Consider the following 18531-nt stretch of genomic DNA (forward strand, 5'->3'; position numbering starts at 1 on the left):
CATGAGCCAACCATTTAATGCCGCCAGTCTTGCACGTGAAAATGTTAAAACCATGACGCCTTATATGTCTGCACGACGTTTAGGGGGAAATGGCGACGTTTGGCTCAATGCCAATGAATACCCAATTGCACCTGATTACCAATTCAGTGAACGCAACCTTAACCGTTATCCTGAATGCCAACCAGTTGCGGTGATCAATAACTATGCAGCTTATGCCAAAGTCAAACCAGAACAAGTGCTCGTTTGCCGTGGGGCCGATGAGTCCATCGAGTTGTTAATCCGCGCATTTTGTGAGCCGGGGAAAGATGCGGTGATGTTTTGCCCGCCAACCTATGGCATGTATAGCGTCAGTGCAGAAACCTTTGGTGTTGAACAAAAGAAAATCATGGCGTTGCCAGACTGGGCATTAAACGTTAACGCGATCCGTGAAAATCTATCCAATACCAAACTGATTTATATTTGCAGCCCGAATAACCCAACAGGCAATATCATCGACAATAAAGATTTACGCGAAGTGCTAGATATGGCTGCGGGCCGTGCATTAGTCGTTGTCGATGAAGCCTATATTGAGTTCTGCCCACAATACAGTGTGGCAAGCTGGTTAGCACAATATCCAAACTTGGTAATTTTAAGAACCTTATCCAAAGCCTTTGCATTAGCAGGTTTACGTTGTGGTTTTACTTTAGCATCCCCTGAAGTGATTGAAGTGCTATTAAAGGTTATCGCCCCTTATCCTTTATCAACCCCTGTTGCGATGATTGCAGCTCAAGCCCTTGAGCCCCAAGGTATCGAGACGATGAAAAGCCGTGTAGAAACGGTAACAGAAAACCGTATTGCACTTCGTGAAGCGCTACGCGACTTATCAGTGGTTGAACACGTTTACCCAAGTGAAACCAACTATATTTTGGTGCGTTTCACTGATGGAAATAAAGTCTTTAAAGCCCTGTGGGACCAAGGCATTATTTTACGTGACCAAAGTAAACAACCCGGTCTCATTAATTGCCTGCGTATTACTATTGGGACAGAAATAGAAAATACCCGTGTTATTGAAGCTATTGCAGCACTTTGCTAATTAGGAATGATTCATGAGCCAGAAAATTTTATTTATCGACCGTGATGGAACATTAATTACCGAGCCGCCAACTGACTTTCAAGTTGATAGTTTAAGTAAACTCGCCTTTGAAAAAGCAGTTATTCCTAGCTTACTTGCTCTGCAAAAAGCCAATTACCGTTTAGTGATGATAACCAATCAAGACGGCTTAGGCACCGATAGCTTTCCAACAGCAGATTTCGAACCCCCTCATAATTTAATGATGCAGGTATTTGAGTCCCAAGGCGTTAAATTTGATGAAGTGTTAATTTGCCCACATAAGCCCGAAGATAACTGCTCTTGCCGTAAACCTAAATTGCAGTTAGTTGAGCGCTATTTAGACAGCAACGTATTAGACAGCGAAAACAGCTATGTGATTGGTGACCGTGAAACAGATATTCAATTAGCTAAAAATATGGGTATCAAAGGGTTACGTTATAACCCAGCTGAACTTGACTGGGAAGCTATCACCCAGCAATTAACCAAACGCAACCGCCATGCACTGGTGAAGCGTGTAACAAAAGAAACCAATATCCAAGTTGAAGTGTGGCTGGACCAAGAAGGCGGCAGCAAAATTAGCACTGGCGTAGGCTTCTTTGACCACATGTTAGACCAAATCGCGACTCACGGCGGTTTCCGGTTAAACATTGAAGTGAATGGCGATTTATTTATCGATGACCACCACACGGTTGAAGACACTGGTCTTGCACTAGGTGAAGCATTGAAAGTGGCACTGGGTGATAAACGCGGTATCGCACGTTTTGGTTTCGTTCTGCCAATGGATGAATGCCAAGCGCGCTGTGCACTGGATATTTCAGGTCGCCCGCACCTTGAATACAAGGCCGAGTTTAAATACCAACGCGTCGGTGACTTAAGCACAGAAATGATTGAGCACTTCTTTAGCTCACTTTCCTATGCCATGGGTTGCACATTACACCTGAAAACCAAAGGGAAAAACGATCACCACAAAGCCGAAAGTTTGTTTAAAGTTTTCGGCCGCACATTGCGCCAAGCAATTCGTGTTGAAGGGGATACGTTACCTAGCTCGAAAGGGGTTCTGTAATGAACGTTGTCATCCTTGATACCGGCTGTGCAAATTTAGCCTCCGTGGCTTATGCGGTGAAACGCCTAGGCTATAACCCTGTGGTGAGCCGTGATACCAATACTATTTTACAAGCTGACAAAGTCTTTTTGCCGGGGGTTGGTACTGCTAGCGCAGCCATGGAAAAGCTTACTGAACGTGAATTAGTTCCGTTAATCAAAGCACTTACCCAACCGGTGTTAGGTATCTGTTTAGGCATGCAGCTACTCGGCTCTTTTAGTGAAGAAGGCCAATCTACAGTGCCTCTACTGGGGTTAATTGATAGCCCTGTACAAAAAATGGATGCCAATGGGCTTCCAGTTCCACATAGCGGTTGGAACCAAGTCAAAGCCTTAGCAGGAAACCCCTTGTTTAGGGATATCCCTGATAATGCCTATTTCTATTTTGTACACAGTTATTCGATGCCTATTTCCAGCAATACCATCGCGCAAACTCAATATGGCAATCCGTTTAGCAGTGCCGTGAATTGCGATAACTTCTATGGTGTCCAATTTCATCCAGAACGTTCTGGCGCAGCAGGTTCACGTTTGATTCAAAACTTTTTGGAGATGTAATTACCATGATCATTCCCGCATTAGATTTAATCGATGGCACTGTGGTGCGATTGCATCAAGGGGATTACGCCAAACAAACTGATTATGGCAATGACCCACTCCCACGTTTGCAGCAATATGAAAAAGAAGGGGCAAAACTATTGCACCTCGTGGATTTAACGGGTGCGAAAGACCCGCAAAAACGCCAAATTCCACTGCTCAAAAAATTATTAGCTGGCGTGAGTATTCCCGTACAAGTTGGTGGTGGTATTCGTACCGAAGAAGATGTTAAAGCCTTACTGAAAGCCGGAGCAACCCGTGTCGTCATCGGCTCAACGGCAGTGACCAAACCGGAGCTAGTCAAAACATGGTTTGAAACCTATGGTGGGGAAGCCATTGTGCTTGCGTTAGATGTACGCATTAATGACAAAGGCGTAAAAGAAATTGCCATCAGCGGCTGGCAGGAGAATTCAAATTTAATTTTAGAGCAAGCCATTGAAATATATCGCCCTTATGGCTTAAAACACGTCCTTTGTACTGATATTTCCAAAGATGGAACATTGGCGGGTTCTAATGTGAATTTATACCAAGAAATTAGCCAAAAATTCCCTGATATTGCCTTTCAGGCATCAGGGGGAATTGGCGATTTAGATGATATTGCGGCTATTCCACCATCTGGTGCAGCTGGCGTGATTGTTGGTCGTGCACTATTAGAAGGTAAATTCACCGTTACGGAGGCAATCAAATGTTGGCAAAACGCATAATTCCTTGCTTAGACGTCCGTGATGGGCAAGTGGTTAAAGGTGTCCAATTTCGTAATCACGAAATCATCGGTGATATTGTTCCATTAGCACAACGCTACGCCCAAGAAGGCGCAGACGAGCTGGTGTTTTATGATATTACCGCCTCTTCTGATGGCCGAGTGGTAGACAAAAGCTGGGTTGCCAAAGTCGCCGAAGTGATTGATATTCCTTTTTGTGTTGCAGGTGGGATTAAAAGCGTTGACGATGCCGCGCAAATTCTGTCTTTTGGTGCAGATAAAATTTCCATCAACTCCCCGGCATTATCCGACCCTACTTTAATCAGCCGTTTAGCTGAACGCTTTGGCGTACAATGTATCGTTGTCGGTATTGACACTTGGTTCGATGATAGCTCAGGTGAATATCTCGTTTACCAATTTACTGGCGATGAAAAACGTACCACACAAACCACGTGGAAAACCCTTGATTGGGTAAAAGAAGTACAACAACGTGGCGCGGGTGAAATTGTGTTAAATATGATGAACCAAGATGGTGTACGCCAAGGGTATGATCTACAACAACTCAAAAAAGTCCGTGAAGTCTGCCAAGTGCCCTTGATTGCCTCTGGCGGCGCAGGTGAAAAAGTACATTTTCTTGATGCCTTCACTGACGCAGGTGTTGATGGTGCTTTAGCGGCTTCTGTATTTCATAAACAAATTATTAATATCGGTGATTTAAAACAATACCTAGCCGAAAACGGAGTTCAAATTAGAGTATGTTAACCACAGAACAATGCAGCCAACTTGCATGGCAAAAAGTCGATAACCTGATGCCTGTTATCGTACAACACGCCGTTTCAGGTGACGTGCTAATGCTTGGGTATATGAACCCAGAAGCATTGCAAGTCACCTTAGACAGCCGTAAAATCACTTTTTTTTCTCGCACAAAACAACGTTTGTGGACGAAAGGCGAAACCTCCAATCATTTTCTAAATTTGGTGGATATCTACCCTGATTGTGACAGTGATACGCTACTGGCTCTCGCACTGCCGGATGGCCCAACTTGCCATAACGGTACACAAAGCTGCTTCGCGCCCGCACAAAGTGACTGGGGCTTTTTATTTGAGTTAGAAACATTACTCAAAGAGCGAAAAACCGCTTCTCCTGAAAGCTCCTATACCGCGCGTTTATATGCTAGCGGTACTAAACGTATTGCTCAAAAAGTGGGTGAAGAAGGTGTTGAAACCGCTCTGGCGGCAACCGTTAATGACCGCGCTGAATTGACTAACGAAGCCGCGGATTTGATGTACCACTTATTAGTCTTACTACAAGACCAAGAGCTAGATTTAAGCACGATAATCAAACGTTTAAAAGAGCGTCATCAATAAATAACAGGCTGCCAGCCTCGCTGGCAGTTTTATTTTATGGGTGCAAAATATTATCGATTTGCGCATCGCTCAATGAAATACCAAAGAATTTCAGATAGAAATCAGCCGTTTCTTGTTTCATATCGATATCCACAAAGCGCTCTGGGTAAAGAGTTTGTGCTAACCAAAGAAATTGTAAGGCCTCTTCTGAAGTTTCACGGCACCACCAAAACATCCCTTTTGGGTTTACATACACCTGTTGGTTTTTTACTGCACTCATTGCTTTCCATTGGGAAGATGTTCGTATGATATTGGCATCTTCTTTATTCATCGCCACAATTACATCAGGGTTTGCGCTAATAATGGTTTCTAACAGGACTTCACCAGAGTAATTTTTTTTGTCAGAAAACCAGGTTTCTGCCACGTTTTTCGCCCCTGCTAAATCCATCCAATCTTGATTTAATGATGGGCGGCCAGACGTAAATAACACGTTCCCCATACTGTGGTATACCGTCCGTTTTTCTGCATCAGTGAGCCCTTTTAGTCGTTCATTAACTAATACGATATTACGGTCAAAATAGCGTTGATATTCAATAGCTTTACTTTGCGCATCAGGACCCAGCTCTTTTGCTGTGGCTTGAACCCTTTCTTGTAACGATTTTAATGAATTCGCTGGGTATTCAACCACTTTCACCCCTATATTTTCTAATAAATCACGTTGTGGGACTTCCATTCCTTTGGCAATGAACAGTAACTCCGTACGTAATGAAATGATTTGTTCTGGGTTTAATTGATTGCTAATACTGATCACTGGAACATCATCAATATTTGGCAGCATTTGGCGAAACAACGGAATTTTTTTTGCGATCATCGAGGTACCGACAATTTGCTCGCCGTAACCTAGCATCATAATAATGGTATTTTGTGCTGGCCACGGTGTTGCAATACGCAATTCGGGGTTATCTGTCTTCGCCTCTATTACGCTGCCCATTAGCAGTCCAAACAGTAAAATGGCCGATTGCAGAAAAATGGTTTTTCTCATATTTTCAAGCCGTTTCACCTTAACGTAAAACGGCATACTCCTAGACTGTTATAATTAGAAATCAAACGTAACCGTTGCGCGAACTTCACGGCCTGAACCTAGAAAAGCACTCCCCCCTTTCCCTTCTCCATTGATACCTGATGGAAAAATGGAAGCCCAATAGCGCTCATCCGTTACGTTATTGACGGATAATCTGACTGTCGTTGGCACTTGATTGATTTTTGTACTATAACGAGTCCCTAAATCCAATGTTGTGTAGCTACCTGCCCAACTAGTATTGGTGTCATTAGCAGCTCGTTTTCCTGTATAGTGCACATTAGCGCTGTACACCAGTTCTGGCATTGTCGGTAAACTGTATTCCACTAACATATTGGCTTGAACTTTCGGCACACCAACAACACGTTTATCACGCGTTGTCGTGAACTTGGTATCTTTGAGTTTTGGATCTAAGAAAGTCACGCCGCTATAGACATTTAGCCCTTGCCAAACATGGCCGGTTGCCGTGAGCTCTAGCCCTCGGTTTACTTGTTCACCTTGTTTGCGGAACACGTTGTCATCCCCCGCGTAGGCAAATGGCCGCTCCAAATGGAATACCGCAGCACTAAGGTTTAAATCTGCTACATCGGCTTTAATACCCAATTCATATTGTTTGCTACGATAAGGGTCTAAAGTCTGCCCTTCATTTTTCAGGTTTTGATTCATCGGCGCGGTATCCCCCTCTTCTAACGAATCAGCATAGCTAATATAAGTCATCACCTGAGGGGTAATTTTATACATCAATGCTGCTTGAGGGCTGAGGCCATGGTCATTGGTCTGGCTGGTTTTGTGGTTTTGTTTATCAAAGCTACGGCTTTCAATCCAACTTTGGCTGAGATAAAACATGGCTGACCATTGTGAATCAAACGTGATTGTGTCACCGACAGTGATACTTTGTTGGCTATTTTCAGCTGATTTATAACGTGAACCTCCCGTATGAATTTTGCCATCCGATGGCTCTTCCATTGGCGACGGGCGGTGCATATTGGTTTGCCCCAAATCACGTCTCACGCTCTTGTCTTTTGCACTATAAATCGACCAAACATAGCCATTCGTCGCTAATGATAAATCATGACCAATAGAGCCCGTGTCTACATGACCATTAATTACCACTGAATTACTCAACACACGAAAACGTCCCGATGCGGGGGAATCACTTAATGAGCGGCTAATGGTTCCATTGTTATCTTGAATGGCACTCGTCACCGTACGCATCGCCCTATCCGCTTGCTGATAACCAATTGCCGCTTTTAGTGTCCAATCCTCATTAAAATCATGAATTAATCGAGTACTAACGGTATCAGTGGTTAAATCATTTCCTGCGGTATGCAATGCTAAATTTTTATCTTGTGGATTAGGTGATTTTGGTAATTTGATAGCAGAGCCATAACTAAAACTACCCACATAACCTTTTTGCACAAAATTATAGTGGCTGGCATTAAACTGAAGCTGTGTACCCGGCTGAATATTCCAATCAAGCGCCACAGAGGCTAATCTGCGGCGTAATGTGCTCTCTTTAAGGCTGCCTGTTCCCTCTTCATCCAACAAATTAAGGCGATATCCAAAACGTTTATCAGCATCAAAATAACCACCTAAATCAGCATGGCCACTATAGGCATTACGGCTTTGGTAACCTAAAGAAAAACGCTGAATATCCTCAGGGCGTTTTGTGGTGAAATTAAACTGCCCTGCGGGACTTGCAGGGCCATACAATGCTCCCGTCAAGCTATTAATAATGTCCACTCTATCCAACATTTCCACGGGGAATGCCGTTGTTGACACCATATACAGATCATCAATCCGGCTATTCGTTACCACGCCACCTTGCATGCCTCGGCTTTGTGGACGCCCTACATCCATCCCTCCACGGGCTTGCATTTGTGTACTTGGCGCATATTTCAATAACTCACTCAAACTTTTAGCTTGTTGATTATTAATCATTTCGCGGCTAATCGTGGTTGTAGAATACGGAGTATCAATCCACTCACGGTTGCCTAATGGGCCAATATCAATTTGCGATGTGAAAAAGCCAGCACCAGCCTGTGCTTCCATGGTTACATCACTTGGCGCTGCGGTGACTAACATTGTATCTTGCTTAGGTTTAGCCAGTTGCTCAGAAACTTGTGCTGCAACAATAGACGGTGCGATCCCTGCAATAAGCGGCATAATGAGATATAAATCAAATTTACGAGTCATATTATCTTTTCGTTATATAAAATTTTATATTACCGATAATACAATGCAGCGTAAATGATCAAACTCAATTCTTAATAAGATGTATTCTCAACCATAATAAAAAAAAGAAAAATAACTAATTGATTTTATTTTGAATAATTAATCCACCAGAAGATATGACAATAAAACCCAAGAATAGATTAACAATATAGTTAAAAATCGCACCTGATATGCAATTTATAATATTTCCCAAATTTGTGTTTTTGGCTCGCTATATTTCACGGTTGTATCTCTTAATTAACTTGTTATCATTTCTTATTATTGATGTGGTTTTAAAGGGAAAAAACAGTGTCTGAAAATTCTATTTTTATGCAACTCACACAGTTACTTGATAAAAATAATGCAAAATATCGTGTGATGGAGCACCCCACAGCAGGGAAATCGGAAGAAGTGGCAAAAATACGTGGCACGCAGCTTGGGCAAGGGGCAAAAGGACTAGTATGCCATGTAAAAGGAAATGGGATCCGCCAATACGTACTGGCAATTTTACCTGCTGATAAACAGGCTGATTTAAGTAAGGTTGCCACAGCCATTGGTGGAACCCGCGCATCTTTAGCAAGCCCAAAGGAAGTCGATGAGCTCACTCAATGTGTGTTCGGGGCTATTCCGCCTTTTAGTTTTCACCCTAACTTAAAGTTAATTGCTGACCCACTATTATTTGAACGTTTTGAGGAACTAGCTTTTAATGCCGGTACATTAGAGCGCTCTATTATTTTAAATACAGAAGATTATCAAAGAATAGCCGCACCGACTTTAGTTGAGTTTATTCGCACAGAAGAAAAATAGTTTTGTATTAAAAAAGGGTATTCCACAGAATACCCATCAATAAGTAAAATTAACCAATCAATCGCTGGTCATATTTCTGGCTGGCATTTTTTAATGCCACAAAATCGGAACCACAAATAAACCGCTTTAATGCGGTAAATTTTTCCTCCGGCCAATCATAGATTTTCAATGCTAATAGTTCAGTAATGACATCGTGTGAGAAGCGGTAGTTAATCGGCTTCGCTGGGTTCCCCCCAACGATAGAATAAGGCTCAACATCTTTGATCACTACACTATTAGCAGCAATTACAGCTCCTTCACCTATTTTAACTCCGGGCATGATAAAGGCACGCATGCCAACCCAGGCTCCGTCGCCAATCACTGTGTCGCCTTTTCCTACATAAGCTTCTTCAATATATTCAAGAAAAGGATATAAGCAAAACCAATCCATTCGGTGAGTATGGTTCCCTCCCATTAATATCACCGCTTCGCTACCAATACAGACATAATCACCGATATAAAGTTGATCAACATCCCATGCTAGCTGCCAGTCTCGGCTTTGTTCGTCACCTTGTAAATAGCGCACAACTGACTGCTCAAACCCGTTATCCCAACAGTCGCTGTAATAACTATGCTGACCTTTAATATGGATATTGGGATTTTGTACGACCTCATGAAGTAGTTCGTATTTTGACCAATGCTTTTGATTCATGGTACTAAACCTTTTAATTCGTTTATATTTACCATAGAACGCATTCTATGGTGATGTATCCGCGTTCAAAATACATCACACTAAGTAATCATTGGCTTTTTTAGTAATGAGTTATTCATTTTAACCTCACTAATTCAAATAATATTAATTTCCTCACTCATGGTGAGCACTCCAATACTTAGAGTAGCATTTAGGAGTAACTATTAAACCATTCATCTTTTTTTAAAAGATATTTTATCTTACCATCAAATAAAAATTTGACTAGGATCTACGAAACAACAAATAGAGAAGATAATATTTTATGCCAAATAAAAACTTAAGTGCAACTTCACCATCATTATTGATTAACAGCTTAAAAAATCATATTTTATCAATAGGAAACAATGATTATTATATAGATGCTATAAATAAGTCCAACTCCATTCTAGATTATTGGCATTTAATAACAGAAATAAACAAATCCTTCGGTAATCTCTCATTTTTTGAAAATGGGAAAACTAATCATTACTTTAATAACAACCTGTACTCTAGTGATGTAGATGGTGAATTAAAAGGAAATGTACTTTTCGCCCAAGCTAATATTATCCCATCTAAACTCCATATAAATGGAGATAGTAAGCCTAAACTAGTTAAGGAACGTAAGACTTTAATTATGTTTAAACCGCATACTCATATCCCAGAAGAAAATCCAATTCAATTAAACATTTATGATAAAAATAATAATTTAATCATGCAAAAACCGCTATCTCCCCCATCTAAACTACCAAAAATTGCAAATAATAGTATAAGAGAAACTATTTATTACCTCGTGATTTCAAATCACCGGTAAATTTCGACCTTGTCATGAGATCTAATAGTGAATTAATTGAAATATCCAAAAATCAAAATTACTTACACGAAACAATTTTAGATAATAACAAAATAAATTTAAAACTTAATCATAACAATATAAAAACACCTTTCATTCTAAATAATAGCATCAAATATAAAGGTAAAACTATCACATTACACAACACTGATAATAACAACATTAAAGTTAATTATGGCAATAACACTTCTATATTACCGTCAAAATCATCTACCCTTTTTATATGTGATGAAAATGGACATTGGCTAACAAAAAATGATGCTAAACAAATAAAATATTACAGCCCCCTTAGAAAAGCAACCTCAAATACTCTTCCAATTATTGATTTTGAAATTGGCAACCTACCAGATATCGATGGGAAAAAAGTAGATGCAGATTTTTTTGAGGAAATTCTAGAACAAAACTCCACCTTAAAAATAATGAAAATGGATTATGATAGAGTCAAAAAATTCACACTAAAAAAGAATAAAAAATTCACATCTAAAAAAATAATTTTCACATCAGAAGCTAAAGAGTCAACATTCATCCACACTACAAATAAAGTTTTAGAGCTAAAAAAGACAGTGTATTATTATTCCATTGTAATTCAGATGGCAAATGGGAAAACATTCCTATTTTTGATAACAAATCAAAAATCGACTATTCATACCCTAATAAATTTGATCTAACTTTAGATAAAAATGAATTAATTATTGAGGCCTCAAGAAAAACAAATCATTTAAATAACCTAATAAAGAATAATAATTCAATAAAAGTATTGACTAGTGATGGTAATTGGAGTCGTGACTTCACATTAAATAAAAATGATGCATTCCATAATAAGAAAATACTGTTTAGCTCTAATGCATCACTTGACAGTTACATTCATTATGGAAAAAACACTATAAAGTTACAAACAGGTGAAAACGTCCTTTTTGTCTATGATTTAGATAAAAAATGGATCCCTATCAATCATCATAATAATAAAGGAAATTTCATTAACAATTTGGAATATATCGAAAAAACATGGTCTACTACAATCCTAAAAGAATATATCCATCCAGAAATAAAACTTGAATTTACTTATCAAGGTCAGAAAAGTACATTATCTAACATTGATGTAGGTGCCCCAAATGAATTACTCATTAATACTTTTGATATCGGGTTACTTACACCACCAAGAAATGAACATCTTTTCCTAAATAAATTCGAACTAAATCGCCAATATTATCAAACGGTTCCAGTCAGTAAACTAATTGTTTCTCGCTACGAACCCATCCATTTGTTAAAAGTAGTCATGCCTGATGGCCAAGTTTTTACAAAAAATGCACCGGATGAGGGAGGAGGCCATAGTGGCAGCATGAGAGAGTTGATCACTAAATCTTTTTATGCTGATGGTGTTAACACCGCAAATTATGGTGTAAATAGTTCTGCTCCGGACACTGATTCCTTTGTTCTAACTCCCCAAATAACTGCCTATAACTCTGTCGGAATGTATAAAAATGGTAGAGTCGTTCACGGCTGGTCTGGTGGTAGAGGTAAAGCTACATTATATAGTACAGATAATAATGAGATCAGCCATGAATTCGGTCACAATTTTGGTTTAGGTGATCATCACGGGGGAGCTGAAGGCGGCTCCCATGCAGCTGCAAATAAAAAAAATTCAACCTGGCTGTGGGATTCAGATAATAACTATTTTATTCCAAATATGTATAAAAATGGTACATTAAATCATGATGGAATGAATGGAGGTGAAGCTTATGATGCGCGTTACAACGTTTACACCGCTTATACACCTAATTCTTTTATTGAAATTCAAAATAGATTTGAAAATCAGCATGTATTTAGTGAAGAATCAAAAACAGGATATAAAAAATGGGATCCAGAAATAAAAGAGATGGTAGATGCATATTTAGAACTATCACAATATAACGCCATCGAGTTTACTGCAATAAATGGTTCAGATATTACAACTAACGATTTAAATTCACTATTGAAAAAAAATAAAAATGTTATTATTTATAATGGAAATGGTTATCACGCCCAAAAAATTAACATTCCATTAGCAAATGAAAATAATAAAAATGCTATTTTAAGAATAGAATCAGTCGCGGATTACAATAGTGAGCTTCATGTTAACAACAAGATTAAATTAATCAAAAAAAATGATTCAATTTGTTATATTTCAGATGGCTACACTTGGAATCGAAAAGATAACAATGAAACAATCCTCTATAAAGTTCCCTATAAACAAGGAGTGCCTGTTGTGACCTTAATGGGGTTCTATGACCCTAAAGACGTAATCGATAGCTATATCTACCCTTCTTTATATGGTTCTTATGGTATGGTTTATAGCCATGATAAAAAAATAGACACTCAAATGCCATATTTAGAGGTTATTTTTGAAGATGGGAAAATAAGCCAGTACCAACTTCATAACTTCCGTTCAAATGAAGAGATGATGAATAAATTTCATGTTAATATTGAGCGAAGTTTAAACCCCATAAAAGCTAATCTTTATATTAATAATAAAATTGTCCACTCTAGAGAAGTTGAAATAAAGAAGAATAGACTCCTAACAACGATTAATGGTGATATTGTATAATTTTATCTAAGTTATCACTAATTACTAAATTAATTAGTGATAACTATATACGACATAATGAAAAATAAAATCTTCAAACGGTCTACTCTATATTGATTTAACAAGAGATAAGCTCTTTTTTCTTGCAAGCAATCCAAACAAACAGCCAACTAGCATAACTAATGCTAATGACATTTTTGGTGCGATAGGCAAACCGATTGCACAAAGTCCGAGAGTTGCTCCCCCTGCCATTTGAACAAACCCCACTAAGGCAGATGCGGTGCCTGCTTCATTACCAAAAGGTTCTAAAGCGTAACTGGTTGCCGTTCCCATCATAAAGGCCAGCCCTGTACAAGCACAAGCGACAGGCAACATATAGACTAACCAATGGCTTTGTATTTCTATCGGTAATACGACAAAACCTAGCAATAATCCTAAACAGCCAGCTGCCATCATTGAACTACCAACCAATAAACAGGTTGGCCGCCCTATTTTATGAATAAAATAATTAGCGATATAACTGGCAAACATGATCCAAAAACCATTAACACCAAATACTATAGAAAACGCGAGCGGGCTTAATTGGGCATCCCCCATCAGCACAGTTGGTGCAAGTGACACATATGTTAATGCCATACCCATCGTGCCTGCGTTTACTAAGGCAAAAATAATAAATTGAAGATTCCCCAAAATTCGCCAATAAGTTTTCAGCGGAATAACTTTTACTTTAGGTAAATTAGCGGGGCGTGTTTCGGGTAAAAAAACCACAATTAGCACTAATATGACCAATGCATACAAAGCAAGAAACCAAAACGGTGCCCGCCAGCCCCATGCCTCAGCCAGCAAGCCTCCAAGTAATGGCGCTAACGCAGGAACAATATTCAATGTCCCATTTAAGAAGCCAAAAGCGCGGGCCGCTTCTGTACCATTCATTCGGTCACGTACACAACTAAATGCCACCACCGAAGTACAACAGACTGCAACCCCTTGCAATAAACGCGAGGCAATAAATACCACGGGTGTTGTTGCTGCAATAGCAACACCTGCCCCAATGATGTACAGCACTATGCCCAAAATCGCGATAGGTTTTCGGCCATACCTATCCACTAATGGGCCTGAAATTAACTGCCCTAAGCCTAAAACTAAAATAAACAAGGCAATTGTAGACTGAATCACTGACTCACTACTTCCCAAATCCCTCGCAATATCAGGTATTGTTGGTAAATATAAATCAATCCCTAATGGACCAAGTAATACCAATAAAAGTAATAAGATAAGAAAATTACGCATAAACCATGCCCAGACTCGATAAAGTTAATTTTTAAAATATGAGATGCCATAAATTATAGAAAAGCTAAAGCCACCGTCGAATTAATGATTTACTTATAATAATAAATTAAATATTTTACGGCTCTTCAAAGTCAAAAAAGGCGCTAAACCTAGCGCCTTTTGTGTTATCAAAAATTAATGATAACGAATTTTATTCCATCCACTCAGTGTGGAAAACACCGTCTTTATCTGTACGTTTATAAGTGTGAGCACCGAAGTAGTCACGTTGCGCTTGGATCAAGTTTGCAGGCAATACTGCTGAACGGTAGCTATCATAATAAGAGATAGCCGCTGAGAATGTCGGTGTTGGGATACCATTTTGTACGCCATAGCAGACAACATCACGCAGTGCTTGCTGGTATTCGTCAGCGATTTGCTTGAAATATGGCGCTAACAGCAAGTTGGCAATTTTCGCATCTTGGTTATACGCATCTGTGATTTTTTGCAGGAACTGAGCACGAATGATACAACCTGCACGGAAGATTTTTGCGATTTCACCGTAGTTTAAATCCCAATTATATTCTTCTGATGCTGCTTTCAGTTGTTGGAAGCCTTGCGCATAAGACACAATTTTACCTAAATACAGTGCACGGCGAACTTTTTCAATAAAGTCTTTTTTATCACCTTCAACAGCTTTTAGGGTTGGACCGGTTAATACTTTAGATGCCGCAACGCGCTGATCTTTTAAGAAAGAAATATAACGCGCAAATACAGATTCAGTAATTAAAGTCAGAGGAATACCTAAATCCAGCGCACTCTGGCTAGTCCATTTACCTGTACCTTTATTAGCCGCTTCATCAAGGATCACATCAACGAGATATTTACCATCTTCATCTTTTTTCTTGAAAATATCTGCTGTAATTTCAATTAAATAGCTGCTCAGCTCACCTTTATTCCACTCAGCAAAGATACCTGCTAACTCTTCGTTGCTCAGGTTCAAAGAACCTTTTAATAATGAATAGGCTTCTGCGATTAATTGCATATCACCGTATTCAATACCGTTGTGAACCATTTTCACATAGTGGCCCGCACCATCTGCACCAATATAGGTCACACAAGGTTCGCCTTCGGCTTGTGCTGCGATTTCTTTTAAGATTGGCGCAACTAATTCATAAGCTTCTTTTTGCCCGCCCGGCATAATTGAAGGGCCTTTCAGTGCGCCTTCTTCACCACCTGAAACACCAGTACCGATGAAATTAAAACCTTGCTCGGATAATTCACGATTACGACGGATAGTATCAGTGAATAAGGTATTACCGCCGTCAATTAAGATATCCCCTTTGTCCAGATGAGGAGTCAGCGAGGCAATGGTTTTGTCCGTCGCTTCACCCGCTTTAACCATCAACAAGATGCGGCGAGGTTTTTCCAGAGAGTCAACAAACTCTTCAATTGTATAGTTGGGAACTAATTTTTTCCCTGGATTTTCGGCAATCACTTCGTCTGTTTTATCTTTAGAACGATTAAAGATAGACACTGAGTAACCGCGGCTTTCAATATTGAGCGCAAGGTTACGCCCCATGACTGCCATTCCGACAACACCAATCTGCTGCTTTGACATGAACAACTCCTGTCTGATTAGGACCAAGTCAGCCTCGACCGTGCTGACATTCTGTTAACGGGATCACATATTAACCTAGGATTGGGCAGCATGGTAGTTATTGATGCAATCGATGACGTATACAAGGCCATTTTTGTCAAGAATTGTCCAATTAGCGTGATTTTTTATTGATATTTCATTCAACAAACCGCATTATTCATTCGTCGGTATAAGCCGTCATATCAGAAGGTAAAACAAACTGTATGGAATGGATCGCAGATCCTTCGATTTGGGCGGGCCTCGCTACCCTTATCGTTCTAGAAATCGTTCTTGGTATTGATAACCTCGTTTTCATCGCCATTCTGGCAGATAAGCTCCCGCCAAAGCTGCGTGATAGAGCCCGTGTAACTGGACTTTTATTAGCCCTGATTATGCGTGTTGTGCTTCTATTTAGCTTGTCATGGCTCATTACCCTCACGAAACCAATATTAACCCTCTTTGAGCATCCTTTTAGTGCTCGAGATTTAATCATGTTGGTGGGTGGTCTATTCCTCTTGTTTAAAGCCACAATGGAACTAAACGAGCGGTTGGAGGGGAAAGACGAACACACCAATACTCAAAGAAAGACATCGAATTTCTGGGCTGTTGTTGCACAAATTATTGTTCTTGATGCCGTATTCTCACTGGACTCCGTGATCACCGCTGTCGGCATGGTTGACCATATCGGCGTAATGATTGCCGCTGTAACCATTGCTATGGTATTAATGATTTGGGCAAGTAAACCGTTAACTAGCTTTGTTAACCAGCACCCAACCATTGTCATACTGTGTTTAAGCTTCTTACTGATGATTGGTTTCAGCTTAGTTGCCGAAGGGTTTGGCTATGCCATACCGAAAGGTTACTTATACGCTGCAATTGGCTTCTCTATCATGATTGAAGTCCTAAATCAATTTGCCCAATTTAACCGTCGTAAGTTCCTTAAAGGCTCACGTCCACTACGTGAACGTACGGCAGAAGCGGTCTTACGTATTCTTAGCGGTAATAATGAGCGTGGGGAATTAGACCCGCACACTTCTGACCTTATCGCTGATAATCAATCGGTTTTTGACCCACAAGAGCGCTTGATGATTGCTCGTGTGTTAGGTATGGCACAACGTAACGTAGAAAGCATCATGACATCACGCCATGATGTGGATTACCTTGACATTAATAAGTCTTCTGCGGATTTACTGCAATTAATGGAGAAAAACCCACACTCACGTTTAGTTGTCATTGATGAAACGATTAGTGATGAACCTGTTGGGGTGGTACATGTAATGGATTTGGTTAAACAGCAATTAAAAGGCCAGCCATTAAACTTACGAGCACTGATTACCCAGCCATTGATATTCCCTGAAGGGCTATCTCTGTTAAAAGCGTTAGAGCAGTTCCGTAAGGCGCATACTCACTTTGCCTTTGTTGTGGACGAGTTTGGTTCTATCGAAGGTATAGTGACATTAACCGACGTAATGGAAACCATCGCGGGTAATTTACCCGTTGGTGATGAAGAAAATGACTCTCGCCACGACATTCAAAAACTCGATGATGGTACTTGGATTGCCAACGGCTTTATGCCACTTGAAGACCTGATCATGTTTATCCCTATGGAATTAGATGATAAACGTGAGTATGAAACTATAGCTGGTCTCTTGATGGAGCACTTGCAAAGGGTTCCTGAAGTCGGTGAGCAAGTCACTATCAATGGTTGCATATTCCAACCTCTTGAGGTTAACAGCCACCGAGTCAATAAAGTGTTAATCACGCCACCTGCCCCTGAAGCTGATGGCTATGAATTTGAAGATGATTAATTAGTTTTATTTCTTTACGCAATACCGGCCTATAGAGTCGGTATTTTTTTGTCTAAAAACCGCAGATGTTATCTCTTTACCCGTTAACAATAAAAACAGTAGCGTTTTATTAAAGAAAATAGCATTGAAACACTGAATAATTCGACCAATAAAATACAATTAGCTTTAATAAAGGTCATATTATGTATATCAATAGCAATCAACCAAATAATACTAGTCAGAATGTAAAAATAAATAACTCATCAAAAGGTGTAAGTGGAAACACGAGTAGCGTTAGTAATCATAATCAAAAATGCCCTGTGGCAACTTCAGAAAAAATAGTCCATAAAAAAGAGATTACTAAGCTGAATAAAGATATTACTACTGGATTAAGTCACATTAAATCGAAGCTAAGTAATATTCTAAGTGACAAAGCATCAGGACCTTTCCAAAATGATTCTATCAAAGAGTTAAAGTCACAGCTAGTTAGACTAACGGCTTCTGTTAAATCGTATCAGGATAAACTAGATTCCTCATCATATAAACACAATAGTTCAAAGCAAAAAACAATCACTAAGCTAGAGACTAAATTATCAACAATCACTGAAAAGATGAGTAAGGCAGAAAGTAACAATAAGTTTAATGTTAGTAGAGGTAACCAAGCTCATTTTGATAATATGCAAAAAGCGGCTGATTTAAGGGAGGGGAACAAAGCCCCATCCAAATTTGAACCATAAATATTAAGTGGAGTCACCTGTTTTAGGTGGCTCCATGATGACATATATCG

The 18531-nt window shown here is 39.6% G+C and carries 17 protein-coding genes; 12 read left to right on the top strand and 5 right to left on the bottom strand.

What is annotated here, in order from left to right; genetic code table 11:
* The first annotated feature begins 1 nt into the window (after window position 1).
* From hisC to hisIE, 6 genes are read left to right on the top strand one after another with little or no spacing between them, the layout of a single operon-like run.
* Window positions 2-1072, top strand: a complete 1071-nt coding sequence (gene hisC / locus P3L44_RS14715) for a histidinol-phosphate transaminase (RefSeq protein ID WP_094960650.1) — start codon at window positions 2-4, stop codon at window positions 1070-1072.
* Between the two features lie 13 nt (window positions 1073-1085).
* On the top strand, window positions 1086-2153 hold the full coding sequence (gene hisB / locus P3L44_RS14720; protein ID WP_153673640.1) for a bifunctional histidinol-phosphatase/imidazoleglycerol-phosphate dehydratase HisB: 1068 nt from the start codon (window positions 1086-1088) through the stop codon (window positions 2151-2153).
* Window positions 2153-2746: an imidazole glycerol phosphate synthase subunit HisH gene (gene hisH, locus P3L44_RS14725; RefSeq protein WP_004256463.1), complete on the top strand. Its 594-nt coding sequence runs from the start codon at window positions 2153-2155 to the stop codon at window positions 2744-2746. Before hisB ends, hisH begins: the two co-directional genes overlap by 1 nt.
* 5 nt (window positions 2747-2751) lie before the next feature.
* The gene (gene hisA, locus P3L44_RS14730) at window positions 2752-3489 is read left to right on the top strand and encodes a 1-(5-phosphoribosyl)-5-[(5-phosphoribosylamino)methylideneamino]imidazole-4-carboxamide isomerase (RefSeq protein WP_272661736.1); all 738 of its coding nucleotides are present in this window, start codon (window positions 2752-2754) and stop codon (window positions 3487-3489) included.
* Window positions 3471-4247, top strand: coding sequence for an imidazole glycerol phosphate synthase subunit HisF (gene hisF / locus P3L44_RS14735; RefSeq protein ID WP_140170826.1), 777 nt, complete (start codon window positions 3471-3473; stop codon window positions 4245-4247). Before hisA ends, hisF begins: the two co-directional genes overlap by 19 nt.
* Entirely contained in the window at window positions 4241-4852 is a 612-nt protein-coding gene (hisIE, locus tag P3L44_RS14740) for a bifunctional phosphoribosyl-AMP cyclohydrolase/phosphoribosyl-ATP diphosphatase HisIE (RefSeq protein ID WP_140170827.1), read from the top strand. The genes hisF and hisIE overlap by 7 nt, the downstream gene beginning before the upstream one ends.
* A 34-nt stretch (window positions 4853-4886) precedes the next feature.
* On the opposite strand, the gene P3L44_RS14745 is transcribed toward hisIE, so the two are convergent.
* Both P3L44_RS14745 and P3L44_RS14750 read right to left on the bottom strand, forming a co-directional pair.
* A complete protein-coding gene (locus tag P3L44_RS14745) occupies window positions 4887-5861 on the bottom strand; it encodes an ABC transporter substrate-binding protein (protein ID WP_410480062.1) in 975 nt (324 codons plus the stop codon).
* 66 nt (window positions 5862-5927) lie between these two features.
* Window positions 5928-8105: a TonB-dependent receptor gene (locus tag P3L44_RS14750; protein ID WP_410480036.1), complete on the bottom strand. Its 2178-nt coding sequence runs from the start codon at window positions 8103-8105 to the stop codon at window positions 5928-5930.
* Between the two features lie 348 nt (window positions 8106-8453).
* Here P3L44_RS14750 and P3L44_RS14755 point away from each other — a divergent pair, with 348 nt between their 5' ends.
* Window positions 8454-8930, top strand: coding sequence for a YbaK/prolyl-tRNA synthetase associated domain-containing protein (locus tag P3L44_RS14755; protein ID WP_140170916.1), 477 nt, complete (start codon window positions 8454-8456; stop codon window positions 8928-8930).
* Window positions 8931-8979: 49 nt separating this feature from the next.
* Here P3L44_RS14755 and P3L44_RS14760 read toward each other — a convergent pair whose 3' ends face one another.
* Entirely contained in the window at window positions 8980-9621 is a 642-nt protein-coding gene (locus P3L44_RS14760) for a CatB-related O-acetyltransferase (protein WP_272661735.1), read from the bottom strand.
* Between the two features lie 301 nt (window positions 9622-9922).
* Between P3L44_RS14760 and P3L44_RS14765 the strand changes: the two genes are divergently transcribed.
* The 3 genes from P3L44_RS14765 (at window position 9923) to P3L44_RS14775 (ending at window position 13073) form a co-directional block, all read left to right on the top strand.
* The gene (locus P3L44_RS14765) at window positions 9923-10450 is read left to right on the top strand and encodes a hypothetical protein (protein ID WP_140170830.1); all 528 of its coding nucleotides are present in this window, start codon (window positions 9923-9925) and stop codon (window positions 10448-10450) included.
* Window positions 10451-10464: 14 nt separating this feature from the next.
* The gene (locus P3L44_RS14770; protein WP_140170831.1) at window positions 10465-11157 is read left to right on the top strand and encodes a hypothetical protein; all 693 of its coding nucleotides are present in this window, start codon (window positions 10465-10467) and stop codon (window positions 11155-11157) included.
* An 89-nt stretch (window positions 11158-11246) separates the two neighbouring features.
* The gene (locus tag P3L44_RS14775) at window positions 11247-13073 is read left to right on the top strand and encodes a M66 family metalloprotease (RefSeq protein WP_272661734.1); all 1827 of its coding nucleotides are present in this window, start codon (window positions 11247-11249) and stop codon (window positions 13071-13073) included.
* A gap of 87 nt (window positions 13074-13160) precedes the next feature.
* Here the strand turns inward: P3L44_RS14775 and P3L44_RS14780 are convergent, their stop codons facing one another.
* Both P3L44_RS14780 and gndA read right to left on the bottom strand, forming a co-directional pair.
* A complete protein-coding gene (locus P3L44_RS14780; RefSeq protein ID WP_272661733.1) occupies window positions 13161-14342 on the bottom strand; it encodes a multidrug effflux MFS transporter in 1182 nt (393 codons plus the stop codon).
* A gap of 190 nt (window positions 14343-14532) precedes the next feature.
* A complete protein-coding gene (gndA, locus tag P3L44_RS14785; RefSeq protein WP_004256481.1) occupies window positions 14533-15939 on the bottom strand; it encodes an NADP-dependent phosphogluconate dehydrogenase in 1407 nt (468 codons plus the stop codon).
* A 242-nt stretch (window positions 15940-16181) separates the two neighbouring features.
* Here gndA and P3L44_RS14790 point away from each other — a divergent pair, with 242 nt between their 5' ends.
* Window positions 16182-17765 (top strand): TerC family protein, encoded by a 1584-nt coding sequence (locus P3L44_RS14790; protein ID WP_140170834.1) that lies wholly within the window; start codon window positions 16182-16184, stop codon window positions 17763-17765.
* A 182-nt stretch (window positions 17766-17947) separates the two neighbouring features.
* Window positions 17948-18481, top strand: a complete 534-nt coding sequence (locus tag P3L44_RS14795) for a hypothetical protein (protein ID WP_140170835.1) — start codon at window positions 17948-17950, stop codon at window positions 18479-18481.
* The last annotated feature ends 50 nt before the right edge of the window (window positions 18482-18531 follow it).

The sequence above is a fragment of the Providencia sp. PROV175 genome (genome assembly GCF_032707045.1).
Taxonomy (GTDB): Bacteria; Pseudomonadota; Gammaproteobacteria; order Enterobacterales; family Enterobacteriaceae; genus Providencia; species Providencia hangzhouensis.

Excerpts from the sequence above, each read along its gene's own strand:
- hisC (WP_094960650.1), top strand. The coding sequence starts at position 2 with ATGAGCCAACCATTTAATGCCGCCAGTCTTGCACGTGAAAATGTTAAA.
- hisB (WP_153673640.1), top strand. The coding sequence starts at position 1,086 with ATGAGCCAGAAAATTTTATTTATCGACCGTGATGGAACATTAATTACC.
- hisH (WP_004256463.1), top strand. The coding sequence starts at position 2,153 with ATGAACGTTGTCATCCTTGATACCGGCTGTGCAAATTTAGCCTCCGTG.
- hisA (WP_272661736.1), top strand. The coding sequence starts at position 2,752 with ATGATCATTCCCGCATTAGATTTAATCGATGGCACTGTGGTGCGATTG.
- hisF (WP_140170826.1), top strand. The coding sequence starts at position 3,471 with ATGTTGGCAAAACGCATAATTCCTTGCTTAGACGTCCGTGATGGGCAA.
- hisIE (WP_140170827.1), top strand. The coding sequence starts at position 4,241 with ATGTTAACCACAGAACAATGCAGCCAACTTGCATGGCAAAAAGTCGAT.
- P3L44_RS14750 (WP_410480036.1), bottom strand. The coding sequence starts at position 8,105 with ATGACTCGTAAATTTGATTTATATCTCATTATGCCGCTTATTGCAGGG.
- P3L44_RS14755 (WP_140170916.1), top strand. The coding sequence starts at position 8,454 with ATGCAACTCACACAGTTACTTGATAAAAATAATGCAAAATATCGTGTG.
- P3L44_RS14760 (WP_272661735.1), bottom strand. The coding sequence starts at position 9,621 with ATGAATCAAAAGCATTGGTCAAAATACGAACTACTTCATGAGGTCGTA.
- P3L44_RS14765 (WP_140170830.1), top strand. The coding sequence starts at position 9,923 with ATGCCAAATAAAAACTTAAGTGCAACTTCACCATCATTATTGATTAAC.
- P3L44_RS14770 (WP_140170831.1), top strand. The coding sequence starts at position 10,465 with ATGAGATCTAATAGTGAATTAATTGAAATATCCAAAAATCAAAATTAC.
- P3L44_RS14780 (WP_272661733.1), bottom strand. The coding sequence starts at position 14,342 with ATGCGTAATTTTCTTATCTTATTACTTTTATTGGTATTACTTGGTCCA.
- gndA (WP_004256481.1), bottom strand. The coding sequence starts at position 15,939 with ATGTCAAAGCAGCAGATTGGTGTTGTCGGAATGGCAGTCATGGGGCGT.
- P3L44_RS14790 (WP_140170834.1), top strand. The coding sequence starts at position 16,182 with ATGGAATGGATCGCAGATCCTTCGATTTGGGCGGGCCTCGCTACCCTT.
- P3L44_RS14795 (WP_140170835.1), top strand. The coding sequence starts at position 17,948 with ATGTATATCAATAGCAATCAACCAAATAATACTAGTCAGAATGTAAAA.